Source organism: Comamonas odontotermitis (assembly GCF_014207855.1).
GTDB classification, from domain to species: Bacteria; Pseudomonadota; Gammaproteobacteria; order Burkholderiales; family Burkholderiaceae_C; genus Comamonas; species Comamonas odontotermitis_A.
This window is the reverse complement of record NZ_JACHKZ010000003.1, coordinates 67,228-82,666: the sequence shown is the minus strand read 5'-3', so window position 1 is coordinate 82,666 and position 15,439 is coordinate 67,228. Positions and strand designations below refer to the sequence as shown.

The following is a 15,439-nucleotide window of genomic DNA, read 5'->3' as shown; positions in this document are numbered from 1 at the left end:
CGCGAACTAACCGGCCTGCTGCGCCTCTCGAAACGCCTTGGCCTTGCCAAAATGCCCGTTGCCAATGAACGGCACCGGCGGCCGTAGCGCGGACAGTGGCGAGGGGTGGTTGCTCGTCAATACCAGATGACCCCGGTCTTGTGGGATGAAAGCGCGCTTGGCCTGCGCATGGCTGCCCCACAGCATGAAAACCACCGGCCTGTCGCCCTCTGCCACCTGCCGGATGACTGCATCGGTCAGCTGCTCCCAGCCCTTGCCACTGTGGCTGGCAGCCTGCCCTTCTTCCACCGTGAGGCAGGTGTTGAGCAGCAGCACGCCATGCGTCGCCCATTTCACCAGGCTGCCGCCCGGCTCTGGAAACGGCGGAAACGGCACGCCCAGATCGCGCTGCATTTCCTTGAAGATGTTCTGCAGCGATGGCGGCAGGCGCACGCCCGGTGCCACCGAAAAGGCCAGCCCTTCGGCCTGTCCCCGGCCGTGGTATGGATCCTGCCCCAGAATGACCACGCGCACCTCCTCGGGCGGCGTGAGCTCAAGCGCCCGCAGCGGCTGCGGCGGAAAGATAGCCGCGCCCGCATCCAGGCGCTGCTGCACAAACTGCGTGAGCTGCTGGCCCTTGGGGCTTGCAAAGAAGGCGTCCACCACGGGCTGCCAGCCCGGGGCGACCTGGTGATTGTGAAAGGCTTCGGTTGTCAGTTGCATGGGCCGCATTGTGCACGCTGCAACGCAGGCCTTAGAACGTGCTGTGCGATGGATGCAACGCCACTGGCAGCAGAATCTGCACCGAAAAACCCGGCCGCGTATTGCGAAATCGGAGTTGCCCCCCATGCAAACGCACAACAGCCTGCACCGACGCCAGGCCCAAACCAGTGCCAGGTTGCTGTTGCTGCGCCCGAAAAAAACGCTGCGACAGCTGGGGCAGATCGGCGTCGGCCACGCCCGGGCCATCGTCCTGCACCACGATTTCCACATGCGCCACAGCCCCATCATCGGCGGCTGGTACACGGCGCGCCTGCAGCACGATGTGCGGGCCAGCACCATCGCGGGCCCCGTATTTGATGGCGTTCTCCACCACATTGGCCAAGGCGCTGGCCAGCAGATTGGTATCGCCCAGGGCAAGGCACGGACCTTGCTCGTGTTGTTGCTGTTGCTGCTGGTTGTGCAACTGCGGCGCAGGCAGCTGCAGTGCCATGCTTCCGCCCTGCTCCTGCACCAGGGGCTCGTACAGCTCGTGCAGCTCCACCAGCAGCGCCGCCACATCGACAGCGGTAAAAGCCTGGCGCAGCGCACCGCTTTCCACCTCGGCAATTGCCAGCAACTTGTCGAACACCACGCCCAGCTCCGCCACCTCATCGGCCACCAGGCCAAGGGTGGCGCGCTGGTCTGCAGGGCCTGCGTGCTCTGCCGCGCGCAGGCGCAGCAGAATGCGCGTCATCGGCGTGCGCAGGTTGTGCGCAATGGTGTTGGAGACGTGGCGCACACCATCCATCAGATGCTGCAATCGCTCCAGCATGCTGTTGATATCACGGCTCAGAAGAGCGAACTCGTCCTTTTCCTGCCGCTGCACCGGAATGCGCTGCGCGAGGTCTCCCGCTGCCACACGCGCCATGGTGCTGCGAATGCCCGAGGCGCGTGCATCGACCAGGCGGCGAAAGCTGACCGCCCCCACCACCGCCATCAACAGCGCAATCAGCACCACCAGGCCGCTGGCACGCGCAAACAGGTCTTCGATACCGGCCTGCGCCTGCATGTCGCTGCCCACCACCAGATAGTTGCCATCAGGCAGCAAAACCGCCTGCACGCGCCCGACCACCTGGCGCCCCATGCGCTGTACCGTGAGTTCGCGCATGCCCAGCTGCGTCAACCGGCGCGCAGGCACGATGTCTGCGTTGCCGATGATGGTCTTGCCTTCGGGGGTGAGCAGCAGGATGATTTCAGTATCGGTATTGATACCGTCGCGCAACAGATGATCGACCTCGCTATGCAGCGCGCTGACGCCATGAACGGCAGCATAGTCCTGCAGGCGCTTGAGCTGGGTCGTTGCGTACTGGTCCAGCCGGTTGCGCAACACGCCCACCACCTGCACATAAAACACCGCCAGAACCACCGCCACGGTGAACACCAGCATCGATCCATAGCTCAGCGCCAGGCGAAAGGCCAGAGAACGCCAGGGCAGCACCCGCGCCATCACAGCCCCTTCGCCAGCAGTGCACGCGGGTCGGTCGTCAGGCAATAGCCAACGCCTCGCACGGTATGGATGAGCGCCAGCGCATGCCCCTTGTCCACCTTGGCGCGCAGGCGGCTGATATGCACATCGATCACATTGGTCTGCGGGTCGAAATGGTAGTCCCACACCGATTCGAGCAGCATCGTGCGCGTGACAATCTGGCCCGCATGCTGCATCAGATAGGCCAGCAGGCGAAACTCGCGCGGCTGCAGCGCCAGGGCCTGCCCGCCGCGCTCGGCGCTGCGCGTCATCAGGTTGATGCGCAAGTCCTCCACCTGCATTTCGCGCGGCTTCTCAACGGTTTGCGAGCGGCGCATCAAGGCTTCTATGCGCGCAACCAGCTCGGAAAACGCAAATGGCTTGGACAGGTAATCATCTCCGCCCGCCTTCAGGCCCCGCACCCGTTCATCGATCGACGACAGGGCGCTGAGCACCAGCACCGGCGTCTGCTTGCCCATGGCGCGCAAGGCCTGCACGATCTTGAGACCGTCAAAATCACCAGGGAGCATGCGGTCCAGCACGATCGCATCCCACTCTTGCCCTACGGCCAGCGCCAGGCCACGCACGCCCTCATTGCATACGCAGACCTGCGCGCCTTGCTGGCGCAGGCCATCCGCCATGAAGCCCGCGTTCAGCGGGTCGTCTTCGACGATCAGATATCGGTGGTTGGACAAGCTGGTGACGACTCCCATGCGTGAAACTATACCTGCGACAGGCTGGCTAAAGATGAACGCCCTCGGCCGTGCCCTTGGCAGGATCAGTGCTGCAGTTGCGGCACATTGCCACTGGCCACCCGCACGCGCCACTCGGCATCCAGCATGTCCTTGACCAGATCGAGATGATCCATGCGGCGCTCGCGCAGCGTATCCAGTACATCGATCAACTCCAGCACATTGCTCTTGCCCAGCTGGTATGAATCCTGCGCCATGCGGCGCAGCTGCTCCAGTTGCGACATGGCCGCGGACTCAAACGCCTCCAATGCATCGTTGGCCATGCGCAGTTGCTGAAGGCTGCGCAGCAGCTCGGCCTGCGCAGCCACCTCGGCTGCCTCCTGCTTGTACTGCGCCTGCATCTCGTCGGCGCGCGCCTTGTCGATAGCGCCCTGCTTGCGGTCGAACAGCGGAATGTCCACCGAAACACCAACAATGCCATAGCGCCCGTCCTGCCGGTGGTTGACACGGGTGTAACTGAGCGACGGCGTGGGAATCGCTTCGCGCTGTTGCAGCGCAATCTGCTGGCGCGACTGCTCCAGGTCAGCGGCCGCTGCCTTCAACGCTGGCAGACGGCTGCGCGCCTGCTCCCACAATGCATCGCTGCTGGCATAGGCGCCCAGCTCCACCGGCTTGAGCGAGCCCAGCGCCACAGGCTCCCAGCGCGGCAGGGAGGCCAGCGCCGCCATCTTGCTGACGGAATCCTTCAGCGCCGCCTGTGCCTTGCGAATCTGCACGTCCATCTGCGCCACCTGCAGCGCAATGCGGGCCCCGTCGTACTGGCTGCGCGCACCCGCCTCGATCTGGCCCCTGACGATCCGGGCCGCACCCGACAGATCATCACGGGCGGCCTGCCACAGCGCCAGCCGGCGCTGGGCTACCAGCACCTCGTTGAACGCGGCGGCTCCATCACCCAGCACGTCCTGCACACTCCCTTCCAGCTGCGCAGCGGCCACATCTTCAGCCTGGCGCGCGGTTTTCACCCGCTGGCTCAGTTGGCCAAAAATGGGCAGCGGCTGCTGGATGCCCAGGTCCTTTTCCAGCCGCTGCCGACTGGCCGACACCGTGGGATTGGGCCAGGTGCCTGCTGTCGTGGTATCGGCTCTTGCTGCATCGATGCGCGTGCGATCTGCCTTGATTTGGGCGCTGTTGCGCGCCACAAGCTGCAGGTACTCGTTCAGCGTGACCGAGGCGGGCGCGGTCTGCGCGCCAACCGGGACGGGCTGGCCATTGGCATCGGTGGAAACCTGGGCAGATGCCATGCCTGCGGACAGCGCAAGAAACAGCGCCAGGCTCAGGGCTCTTGGCATGGATTTAGTTGGCCGAACGCTCATCTTCTTCTTCCTGGGTCATCATGGTTTTGGGGCCCAGCACGGCGTACAGCACCGGCAGCAGCACCAGGGCGATCAGCGGCAGCACCATCATGCCGCCCACGATCACCGACGCGAAGGGGCGCTGGGTTTCACTGCCCACGCCGGTGGACATGGCCATGGGCAGCAGGCCCAGCAACGCCAGCAGCGCCACCAGAATGACCGAGCGCATGCGCTCGGCCGTGCCCTCCACCAGGGCCTGCAGCAGCGGCAGGCCGGCGCGGCGGCGCTCTTCCACACTCGACAGCACAAGCAGCCCCACCAATGCCACCTGGCCGAGCAGCGCGATGAAGCCGATGGCCGCGCTGATCGACAGCTCGATATGCGTCACATGCAGAGCCACAATGCCGCCCACCATGGCGAACGGCGCGCACAGCATGATCACGCCTGCGCTGCGCGCGCGCCCCAGCGCACCAAACAACAGGGCGTACACGATCAATAGCGACAGCGGCACCACCACCTTCAGGCGCGCGGCGGCGCGCTGCTGGTTTTCCCACTCGCCGCCCCACACGGCGGTGTAGCCCTCGGGCATCTTCACGTTCTGCGAGAACGCGGCCAGCGTGTCCTTCACCACCGAGCCGATGTCCCGCCCTTCCACATTGAACTTCAGCGCCATGTAGCGCGCATTGCCTTCACGAAAGATGGAAGAGTTGCCGATGGCCACCTGCACGTCGGCCAGCGCGTGCAGCGGGAACGACTGGCCCTTGGGTGTGGGAATGGCGATGTCGCGGATGCGGGCCTCGTCCATGCGGTTGACGTAAGGCAGGCGCACACGCACGGGTACCGGGTATTGCCCTTCCCACAAGGTGGTGACCACATCGCCCGCCAGCGCCATCTCCAGGGTCTTCTGCGCGGTATCCATGTCGATCCCCTGGCGCGCAAGCGCGTCGCGGTTGAAGGTGACGTGTACCTGCGGCGCCGGGGCATCGCGGTACAGGCCCAGGTCCACCACACCGGCAATCGGCTGCACCACATCTACCGTCTTTTGCAACAGCGCGCGCAGCTGCGGAATCTCCGGCCCGAAGATCTTGAGCACCACCTGGCCGCGCGCGCCGGAGCTGGACTCTTCCACGCTGTCCCGAATGGGCTGCGCAAAATTGAAGGCCACACCGGGTATCTCCCGCAGGCTCTCGCGCATCTGTTCGATCAACTGCGGTTTGGTCAGGCCCTGAGTCCACTGCTCATGGGGTTTGAGGCGCACCAGTACCTTGGCCAGATTCAGGGTTTCATTGTCGGTACCCGATTCAGGACGGCCCTGCTCCGAGATGACCGAGATCACCTCAGGGTACTGGCCCAGGCGCAGGCGCACCTCGCGCAGCACTTCCTGGCCTTTTTCCAGCGAGATGGATGCAGGCATTTCCACCAGCACATAGGCATCGCCCTCGTCCAGCTCGGGCAGGAACTCCGTCCCCAGCCAGCGCCCGGAATAAGCGGCCACTGCCAGGATTGCCACGGCAACCAGGGCCACCAGCCAGCGCGCGCGCGGCAATTGCAGCACCTTGCCGATCCAGCGCTCGTAGCCATGCTGCGCATGCTCGAACACCTTGGGCTCCTCCACCATCACATGCCTGGGCTTGAGCAGCAAGGCGCACAGCGCGGGCACCAGCCCCATGGCAAACACCAGGGCGCCCAGCAGCGCAAAGGTATAAGTCATCGCCAACGGGCGAAAAATGCGGCCTTCGATGCTCTGCAGCGAAAACACGGGAATCAGCGCCGCAATCACGATCGCCATCGCAAACAGCGTGGGCTTGGCCACGGCTACAGCCGAGTCGATGATGATGTGGCGCATGTCGGCCTGCGTCTGCGGCTTGCGCTGGCGCGCATTGCGGATAATGTTCTCGGCCAGCACCACCGCACCGTCGACCATGATGCCGAAGTCGATGGCACCCATCGAGATGAGGTTGGCCGGCATGCCCAGCCAGTGCAGGCCGATGAAGGCCACCAGCAGCGACAGCGGAATCACCGTGGCCACAATGATGGAGCCGCGCAGGCTGCGCAGCACTAGCCACAGAACGCTGACGATCAGCACCGCGCCAAACAGCAGGTTGTGCTGCACGGTAGCCAGCGTGTGGCCCACCAGGGTCGAGCGGTCGTAGCTCGTCACCATCTTCATGCCTTCGGGCAGCTCGCCGCCATTGAGCTGATCAACCTTGAGGTGGATCTGGTCGAGCACGCGCGAGGGGTTCTCGCCCCGCTTGAGCAGCACAATGCCTTCGACCACATCATCGTGCTCGTCCATGCCCACCGAGCCCTGGCGCGGCGTGTGCGACTGGAACACCCGCGCCACATCGCCGATCGTCACCGCCTGCTCGCCGCGCATCGCCACCACCACGCGCTGAATATCCTCGGGCTTGCCCAAAAGGCCAATGCCGCGCACGATCAGCGATTGCTCGCCGCGGCGCAGCAGGCCGCCGCCCACATTGCGGTTGGACTTGGCCAGGGCATCGCCGACGTCTTCCAGCGAAATATCCAGGCTGTAGAGCTTTTGCGGATCGACCTCGACATGGAATTCCTTGACGAAGCCACCGATGCTGACGATATCGGCCACGCCTTGAATCTGCTTGAGCACGCGGGTAACGTGCCACTCCTGCTCGGTGCGCAACTGGGCCAGCGTGTGGCGATCGCTTTGCAAGCGGTAGTAGTAAATCTTGCCCAGAGGGGTGTAATCGGGCGCCATCTCGGGCGTCACGCCCTGCGGCAGATCGGCCTGGGGCAAGCGTTGCGCCACTTCGGCACGGGCCTTGAAGCTATCAGCGTTGTCGTCGAACACGAGGTTGATCATCGACAGACCGAAGTAGCTCTCCGAGCGCAGCGACATGAGACCAGGCGTGCCGTTGAGCTCGCGCTCCAGCGGCTGGGTGATCTGGCGCTCCACCTCTTCAGGTGCCAGGCCGGGCGCCTGGGCAATCACGCCAACCTGAACGTTCGTCACATCCGGATAGGCCTCGATGGCGGTGTTCAGGTAGGAATACACGCCATAGATGGCGATCAGCAGCGTGGCGCACAGCGCCAGCATGCGGCGGTGCACGACGAAGGAAATCAAAGAACGCAGCACTTGAATGTTTCCAGGTTATTGCAGTTCCAGATCCATCGAGGACGCGAAGGCAAAGCGAAGACAGTGCAGTAGCACGGCAAGGCTAGGCGCCCCCGCAAAGCCGACAAAGTCATCGATGGATATGGAAATACATTTAGAGCATCTGGCTGGCTGCGCCGTCCAGCAGCAGCCCACCACGCACCACAATCCGGTCGCCAGCCTTGAGCCCGCTTTGCACCGGCACCATGCCGCGCAACGGCTGGCCCAGCACCACGGTGCGCGCCTCGAAAACCCCGTCCTCCACCTGCACGAAGACCAGTGAGCGGTCGCCATCCTTGATGAGCACCGCCGTCACCGGAATGAGCATCTGCTGCGTGGCGGCCAGCGGTATCTCCACCGACGCCTGCATACCAGGGCGCAGGCCGGGAGCTTGCGTTTTCATGTCGATCAGCACGGTCGCGCGGCGCGATTCCTTGTCCAGCACCGCACCGATATTGCGCACGGTGCCTGGTGTGGCAAGCGCCAGCTGCTGCACCTTGACCACCGCATCGGCGCCCACGTGGATGCCCGCCAGGTCCCCCTCGAAGGCATCGGCTACGATGCGCATCGCCCCCGGATCGCCCACCAGAAACAGCGCAGCCCCCGACTCCGCTGCCGCGCCGGGCACGGCATTGCGCTCGGCAATCACACCAGCCCGTGGAGCGCGCAGCACGATCTTGTCGCCGCTGCCGGTACCCAGCAAGGCCGCCACGCCCTGCGCGCGCGCCAGCTCCTGGGAGGTTTCACGCAGCTTCGATTGCGCCGCGCGCAGCTCCATCTCTACACCAACGCCCTTGGCCACCATGGTGCGCTGGCGCTGCTCTTCCACTGCAGCCAGCTCCCTGGCAGTGCGTGCGGCCTCCACTTCGTAGCGGATGCGTAGCGCCTCCGGGCTGACCAAGGTTGCCAGCGTGTCGCCAGCCTGTACCTTGTCCCCCACCTGCACATTGACCGACACCACCCGCCCTTCGACCGGAATGGCGACGGCCGCCACCTTGTCATCCTGGAAGGCCACGCGCGCGGGCATGGCCACGGTCTGTGCGGCGCCAGACTGGGTCAGGCTCACGATGTCCAGCATCTTCAGCGATGCGGGCTGCAGCCGCACCTGGCCAGGCGCGAGCGCAGCGGCCTTGGGCTGAGATGCGCCCGCCTCTTGCGCAGCAGCATCACTCCTGCCGCTGCAGCCAGACAATGCCAGCGCCATGCTGGCAGCCGTGGTGGCCCACACCAGCCCTCGGCCGGTGTGGGAGTTGAAGAGAAATTGCATCCTTGCCCCTGGTGTTCTGTCTGGTCATGTCGCCGCGTGGCGCGGACTCCATGCTAGACAGGCCCCTGGGTGCTCGGCATTACCGACGGATTACCGTTTGGTTAGTTTTGTCCACGTGTGTACACACCGGCACTGGGCTCTACTTTCCGCTGGCAGATTCACACGCCTCTTGCACCCGGCTCCAGTTGGCTGGCTGCAACAGCGCCACCAGTCCGCAGGCGAGCGAGCCCTGCCAATGCACATAGTCGTGACCGGTGTTGTGCTCCACCTGCGTCACGCGGTAGCCTTTGGCGCGCAGCACGTCGCCCAGGGCGCGGCTCGTCTCCAGAATGCCCGCCTGGCCGCCGCGTGCGCTTTCATACCGGCCCGCGTCAAAGTAGAACTCCACCGGCAAGCGGGGCGCAGCCTCCCACCAGCGGGCCAACGCGTTGGGCGCTTCGCCCGAGGGCGACCACCAGTACGAGCCCGACAGGCTCAGCACCTTGCCAAATCGCCCGGGGTACTGCAGCGCCACGTAGCTGGAGGCCAGACCGCCATAGCTGGACCCGGCCAGCACCGTGCGCGCTGCAGGCACGTCAACGCCCTGCGCAGCGAGCCATGGCATCAGCTCCTCGCCCATCATGCGGGCAAAGGCAGGGTTGGGCGGCAGTTCCTTGCCACGCAGCGTACTGCTGGCATTGGCCACCAGTACCACGGCGGTGTTGGGGATCAGCCGGTCGGCAACCAGGTTGTCCACGATCTGCGGCGTGGGCACGTCGTGCAGGTAAGCATGGGCATCAAACAGCACCAGCACGCTGCGCTGCGCCGCGGGCGCCTGCGACCAGCCCTTTGGGCGGTAGATCCATACATCGCGCCCATTGCCCAGCGCCTGCGAGGTGAACCAGTGGCGCTGCAGATCGCCGCGCGGCACGCCTGCACGCTTCTGGCCCCACGGCTGGGGCGGCGCATCGGCCAGTTGCAGCACAGAGCGGCCCTGGTAGCGATCCACCGGCGGCGCGCCGTCTGCTCCTGCGCCCCAGGTACGGGCATTGAAGGGGTCGCGCTGCAAGGTGGCGAGAATGCTGCGCCGCTGTTCCTGCGCCGGGGCATCGATATTGGGTACATCGGGCGCAAACCCGTAGCTCAGCCGCACATCGCTGGGCATCACAAAGCTGGCCCACCATACGTCGGATGCGCCCAGGCGCTGCAGCGATTCATGGTTGCCGCTGGGCGACCCGAACAGCCGCACGCTACGCTGCGCGCCGCGCCACACAAAGGTGACGAGGCGCTCGCGCTCGCTCCATGGCTCCACCAGCGGCGCGCCGTGTTGCGCCACCTCCTGCCAGAAGGCTTCGGCATTGCCCCCGGCCTGCAGCTGCAGGGCCAGCGCCTGCAGGCGTGGGCTTTGCAGCGGGCGCTCGGGCAGTTTCACCTGCTGGTCGGAAGCAGGCTGCCAGGCCTGCTCCAGCAGCAGGCGATATTGGCCATTCTCCGCGGCAGCGCCCGTAGGCTGCACGCCCCCAGCTATTGTTTTTGCGGTAGCGTACCCAACAACCGGTGCATCACTGGCGTGCAACACCAGCTGCTCGCCCGCCTGTACCTGCCAGGTAAAGCCTTCGCCTCGGGCATCCTTGCCCAGCAGCCGCCGCACGTGGCGGCCCTGCGCATCCTGCACATCCAGTTGCAGACCGGTGGCATCGATCTCTCCGCGCACCACACTGCCTGCGGGCAGCGCGCGGGCATCGAGCTGCCAGCGCTGCTGCGTGCCCGGGGCGAGCTGGCCTTGCACAGCCGTGCCAACCGCCAGCACGGTCGAGGGGGCGGCGACCTGGGCGGTCGATGGTGCGGTTTCAGTAATCATGCGGTCGGGCGCGACGCAAGCCGCCAGCAGGCCAGTGGCAGCCAGTGCTGCGGCAATGCGGTCGGCGGATTGGCGCCATGGCTTCAGATAAAACAAGGCATCAGCGCTCATTGACAATGCGCTCGCAGCTATCATTTTTAAAAGTCCACAGAGGCGCTGACACGGTAGGTGCGCGGTGCGCCCACGGTCAAAAAGTTGTCGGCAAAGGCACCTGCCCAGTACTTGCGGTCAAAGGCGTTGTCCACATTGGCGCGGAACACGGTTCTTTTGCCTGCCATCGTGGTGGCATAGCGCGCGCCCAGGTCCACGCGCGTCCAGCTGGGGGCGCGCAAGGTGTTGGCGGCGTTGACCCACTGCTTGCCGGTGTGCACCACGCGGCCGCTCAGTGCTGCGCCAGGCAGACCCGGAATGTCCCAGTCGCCGCCGAGGTTGGCTGTCCAGCGCGCCGCGCCAAAGGCGTCGTTGCCGTCGTTCTTGCCGCCTTGCGTGCCCGTCAGCCGGGGCTGCAGGTAGGCGATGCCGCCCAGCACACGCAGGCCACGCAGTGCCTCGCCCGAGGTGTTCCATTCCACGCCACGGTTGCGCTGCTCGCCGCCCAGTTGCAGCGTGTTGGTGGCGCTGTCGATCACAGTCGATGGTTTTTCGATCTGGAACAGCGCCAGCGTATTGGTGAATGCGCCCGCGCGCCACTTCACGCCCATCTCCATCTGCTTGGTCTTGTAGGGCGGAAACACCTCACCCGCGTTGGCGTAGGTGGAGCCCACTTCCACGCCCGGGCTCAGGCCCTGGATGTAATTGGCGTACAGCGATACGTCATCTCCCCAGGGTTTGACGACGAGGCCCGCAGCGGGTGTCACGGCTGATTCGTCGTAGCCCTTCATCTTCTGGTGCACGCGCTGGTGGCGCAGGCCCAGCGTCAGCAGCACCTTGTCCTGCGCGAACGAGAGCGTATCGGCCAGTGCCAGGCTGGTGATGTCGTTGTCGTTCTCGCGCCGCGTTCCCTGGCGCGCCGGTGCCATGATGGGGTCGACCGGATCGTAGATGTTGGTGGTGTAGTTGGGGCTGACGGTGATCGGCAACGCGCGGCCACTCTTCTGGTTCATGAAGTTGTAGGCCACCACCACCTGGTGCTTGACTGACCCGGTCTCGAAGCTGCCGCGCACGCCGGTCTCCCAGGCCGTGGTGTTGGTGAAGCCTTCGAGGTTGTAGGTCTGGCCCACGGCCGAGCCGTCGCCCACCGCATTGAGCACCACGCGCGTGCCTGTCGGCTGGCCCTCGTAGTGGTGCAGCGCGCGGCCCGCGCTGCCGAATAGCTGCCAGCGGTCATTCAGATCAACGCTGCCACGCAGCACCACACCTTCGTTCTCGACCACTGAATTGACGCCCCGGAACAGGTTGTTGCGGCCATCGGGCGCGGCGATCAGGTGGTCCATCTTGGCAAAGCTCACCATCACCGGACTGCCGTTGTTCATGTGCGCGCGGTAGTGGTAGGCGTCCAGCCCCAGGCTGAAGCGGTCACCCTGGTAATCGAGCGCCAGCGCGCCCAGGTTGCGGCGGCGCTTTTGGTCGTCCACCGAGGTCTCGCCATTGCCCAGCAGGCCGTTAAAGCGGATGCCCAGGCGGTTTTCCGGCCCGAAGCGGCGCGATACATCGGCATGCGCCTGTAGCTGCGAGCCCGAGGTGAAGGAGGTTGTCACTCGCGTGAGCGGCTGCGCGGTGGGCCGCTTGGTGACGATGTTGACCACACCGCCCACGCCCCCAGCCGGAGACATGCCGCTCAGCAGCGCGCCCGGTCCCTTGAGCAGCTCAACGCGCTCAATGAACTCCGTAGGGATGTTGCTGTCCGGCGCAATGCCGTAGAGGCCATTCATGGCCACCTCGCTGGCGTTGATGTCAAATCCGCGGATCAGGTAGTTCTCGTTGATGTGACCGGTGTTGGTGGTAAAGCGCACCGAAGGGTCGTTTTCCAGCACGGCGGCCACGGTGGATGCATTCTGGTCCTGCATCAGCTCGCTGCTGTACGCGGTGATGTTGAAGGGCGCATCGATGGTGTCGACATTGCCCAGCAGGCCCAGGCCTGCTGCCTTGCCCACCTGGCCGCCAGGTGCGAGGCGCGGCAGCTGGCTCTTGTCTTGCGCAGCCTGCACCTTGACTTCACTCAAGGTGGCCTCAGGGCTATTTGGGGCAGTAGGCGCTGCGGGTGCAGATTGCGCCCATGCGGCAGGAGAGATGGCGAGCATGGCAGCAGCCACGCCATGCAAACGGCGCGCCTTGTGCGCGCCCAGGAGTTTGGTTTTCAAGGTAGACCTCTGCGGTGGTGTCATTCCGCCTTCCCACCCGGTGCGCGAAAACGACACAAGCTGTACCCGGTATGGCTGGCAGGTCGTCAGAGCGGTCGCTGGGTAGAAAGATGGATCAGGCCTGCTGGCTGGGCACACGGCAGAAGTCTGCTTGGCTGAGGCAAGCGTGCGAGTCGCCGTCGAGGGCTTTTCGCAGAACGGAAAGCCATGGCGATTCGCACCCATTAATGAGAATAATTCTCAATAAATGTTAACACAGGTTTACAGCTTGGTGGCGCAGTTCACGGCAATATCTGCGCATGTCATCTTTCACCTTCACTTTTGCAAAGGCCGCATTGGCGGCCGCTTGCCTGTCTGCCGCCGCGGTACACGCCGCGCCGCAAGCCGCCACGGCTATCGAAATTGACGGCCTGTTTTCAGCCCTGCTCACATCCGGCTGCGAATTCAACCGCAACGGCAGCTGGTACAGCGCCAAACAGGCCAGCCAGCATCTGCAGGGCAAGTACGACTACCTGCTCAAGAAAAACCTGGTGCCCACAACCGAGGCCTTCATCGACCGTGCCGCCAGCCAGAGCAGCATGTCGAGCAAGCCCTACCGGGTGCGCTGCCCCGGCCAGCCCGAGACCGACAGCAAACAGTGGTTTACCGAGCAGTTGGAGCAGATTCGCGTCAGAAAATAGCTCCATGATTTAAAAAAAGAGCTGCTGGCGCACCAAGGTAGCACGCCAGCAGCTCTTTTTTTGATAGTGTTTTAAGCGCGTTCGACCGGATTGGCAAACAAGGCTGCCAGCGCCTCTCCAGGCTCATCGGCACGCATGAAAGCCTCACCCACCAAGAAAGCGTTGATGCCGGCATCGCGCATGGTCTTCACATCGTCACGGGTCGTGATGCCCGACTCCGTCACCAGCAGGCGGTCGGCAGGCACATGCTTTTGCAGATCGAGCGTCGTCTGGATGCTGACCTCGAAGGTGCGCAGGTTGCGGTTGTTGATACCCACCAGCGGCGTCTTGAGCTTGAGGGCGCGCTCCAGCTCGGCACCGTCGTGTACCTCCACCAGCACGGCCATATCGAGGCTGCGCGCGATCTGCTCCATCTCGGCCATCTGCGCGTCATCCAGACAGGCGGCAATCAGCAGCACGCAGTCGGCGCCCATCGCCCGCGATTCATAGATCTGGTAGGGATCGACCATGAAATCCTTGCGCAGCACCGGCAGCAAGGTACTGGCACGCGCCTGCTTCAGAAAATCGGGCTCGCCCTGAAAAAACTGGCGATCCGTCAGCACCGACAGGCAAGCCGCTGTCGCGTTACCGTGAATTTTGGCCTTGTTGTTGCTATTGCCCACCATGTAGCTTTGTGCAATGTCGGCCGGGTCAAAATCTGCGCGAATGACGCCCTTGCTCGGACTCGCCTTTTTGATTTCGGCAATCACCCCCGCCTCACCCGCAGCGATTTTGGCGCGCAAGGCCCCTACAAAATCGCGCGTCACGACGCGGCTTTCCGCATCGCGGCGCATGCCTTCAAACGACAAGCGCTTTTTCGCTTCGGCCACTTCTTCGACTTTGACGTCGCAGATTTTCTTCAAGATATCGGACATAGATATTACTTTCTTCAGGCGTTGGCGTATTGCTGGGTGAATGCCACCAGCGCTTTGAGCTTGGCCAATGCAGCACCACTGTCGATTGCCGCGCGGGCGCGCTGCAGACCGTCTTCGATGGATTCGGCCACATTGGCCGCATAGAGCGCCGCGCCTGCGTTCAGGCAGACAATGTCGCGCGCCGGGCCTTTTTCGCCCTGCAGAATGCCCAGCAGCATGGCTTTGGATTCTTCGGGGTTGTCCACGCGGAAGGCGCGGGTGCCGACCATCTGGATCCCGAAGTCTTCGGGGTGAATCTCGTACTCGCGCACCACGCCGTCCTTCAGCTCGCCCACCAGGGTGCCTGCGCCCAGGCTGATCTCGTCAAGCCCGTCACGGCCATACACCACCAGTGCGTGCTCGGCGCCCAGGCGCTGCAGCGCGCGCACCTGGATGCCGACCAGGTCTTCGTGGAACACCCCCATCAGGATATTGGGCGCGCCCGCCGGATTGGTGAGGGGACCCAGGATGTTGAAGATGGTGCGCACGCCCAGCTCCTTGCGCACGGGCGCCACGTTCTTCATGGCCGGGTGGTGGTTGGGCGCAAACATGAAGCCGATGCCCACCTGCGCAATGCTTTGCGCAATCTGCTCGGGGGTGAGGTTGATGTTGACGCCCAGCGCCTCCATCGCATCGGCACTGCCGGATTTGCTGGAGACACTGCGCCCGCCATGCTTGCTGACCTTGCCGCCAGCCCCAGCAATCACGAAGATGGCGCAGGTCGAGATATTGAAGGTGTTGGCGCCATCGCCGCCGGTGCCGACGATGTCGACCAGGTTGCTGCGGTCGTTCACATGTACCTTGTTGGAGAACTCGCGCATCACCTCGGCAGCCGCGCTGATCTCGCCAATGGTTTCCTTCTTGACGCGCAGGCCGGTGAGGATGGAGGCCGTCATCACCGGCGATAACTCGCCCTTCATGATCATGCGCATCAGGTGCAGCATTTCATCGTGGAAGATTTCGCGGTGTTCGATCGTACGTTGCAGCGCTTCCTGGGGGGTAATCGACATAGTGTTGTC

General features: G+C 64.3%; 11 protein-coding genes. 1 reads left to right on the top strand and 10 read right to left on the bottom strand.

Features of this window, described 5'->3' with window-relative positions:
• Positions 1-6: 6 nt before the first annotated feature.
• From HNP33_RS03630 to HNP33_RS03595, 8 genes are all read right to left on the bottom strand, one after another.
• Positions 7-711, bottom strand: coding sequence for a uracil-DNA glycosylase (locus HNP33_RS03630; protein ID WP_184705387.1), 705 nt, complete (start codon positions 709-711; stop codon positions 7-9).
• 22 nt (positions 712-733) lie between these two features.
• Positions 734-2,233 (bottom strand): sensor histidine kinase, encoded by a 1,500-nt coding sequence (locus HNP33_RS03625; protein WP_233464341.1) that lies wholly within the window; start codon positions 2,231-2,233, stop codon positions 734-736.
• Positions 2,188-2,919, bottom strand: a complete 732-nt coding sequence (locus HNP33_RS03620) for a response regulator transcription factor (protein ID WP_184705385.1) — start codon at positions 2,917-2,919, stop codon at positions 2,188-2,190. Before HNP33_RS03620 ends, HNP33_RS03625 begins: the two co-directional genes overlap by 46 nt.
• A 65-nt stretch (positions 2,920-2,984) precedes the next feature.
• Positions 2,985-4,247, bottom strand: a complete 1,263-nt coding sequence (locus HNP33_RS03615; RefSeq protein WP_184705383.1) for a TolC family protein — start codon at positions 4,245-4,247, stop codon at positions 2,985-2,987.
• A 4-nt stretch (positions 4,248-4,251) separates the two neighbouring features.
• Complete coding sequence (locus tag HNP33_RS03610) at positions 4,252-7,362, bottom strand: efflux RND transporter permease subunit (RefSeq protein WP_184705381.1); 3,111 nt, start codon at positions 7,360-7,362, stop codon at positions 4,252-4,254.
• A gap of 133 nt (positions 7,363-7,495) precedes the next feature.
• Positions 7,496-8,647 carry an efflux RND transporter periplasmic adaptor subunit gene (locus HNP33_RS03605; protein ID WP_184705379.1) on the bottom strand — a complete coding sequence of 384 codons (1,152 nt, stop codon included), beginning with the start codon at positions 8,645-8,647 and terminating at the stop codon, positions 7,496-7,498.
• Between the two features lie 139 nt (positions 8,648-8,786).
• Positions 8,787-10,598: an enterochelin esterase domain-containing protein gene (locus tag HNP33_RS03600; protein ID WP_184705377.1), complete on the bottom strand. Its 1,812-nt coding sequence runs from the start codon at positions 10,596-10,598 to the stop codon at positions 8,787-8,789.
• Between the two features lie 26 nt (positions 10,599-10,624).
• Positions 10,625-12,727: a TonB-dependent receptor gene (locus HNP33_RS03595; RefSeq protein ID WP_221451984.1), complete on the bottom strand. Its 2,103-nt coding sequence runs from the start codon at positions 12,725-12,727 to the stop codon at positions 10,625-10,627.
• A gap of 359 nt (positions 12,728-13,086) precedes the next feature.
• On the opposite strand from HNP33_RS03595, the gene HNP33_RS03590 reads away from it, so the two are divergent.
• On the top strand, positions 13,087-13,467 hold the full coding sequence (locus tag HNP33_RS03590) for a DUF5329 domain-containing protein (protein WP_184705373.1): 381 nt from the start codon (positions 13,087-13,089) through the stop codon (positions 13,465-13,467).
• 71 nt (positions 13,468-13,538) lie between these two features.
• Here the strand turns inward: HNP33_RS03590 and trpC are convergent, their stop codons facing one another.
• Both trpC and trpD read right to left on the bottom strand, forming a co-directional pair.
• The gene (gene trpC, locus HNP33_RS03585; RefSeq protein ID WP_184705371.1) at positions 13,539-14,381 is read right to left on the bottom strand and encodes an indole-3-glycerol phosphate synthase TrpC; all 843 of its coding nucleotides are present in this window, start codon (positions 14,379-14,381) and stop codon (positions 13,539-13,541) included.
• Between the two features lie 14 nt (positions 14,382-14,395).
• A complete protein-coding gene (trpD, locus tag HNP33_RS03580) occupies positions 14,396-15,430 on the bottom strand; it encodes an anthranilate phosphoribosyltransferase (RefSeq protein ID WP_184705369.1) in 1,035 nt (344 codons plus the stop codon).
• Positions 15,431-15,439: the final 9 nt, after the last annotated feature.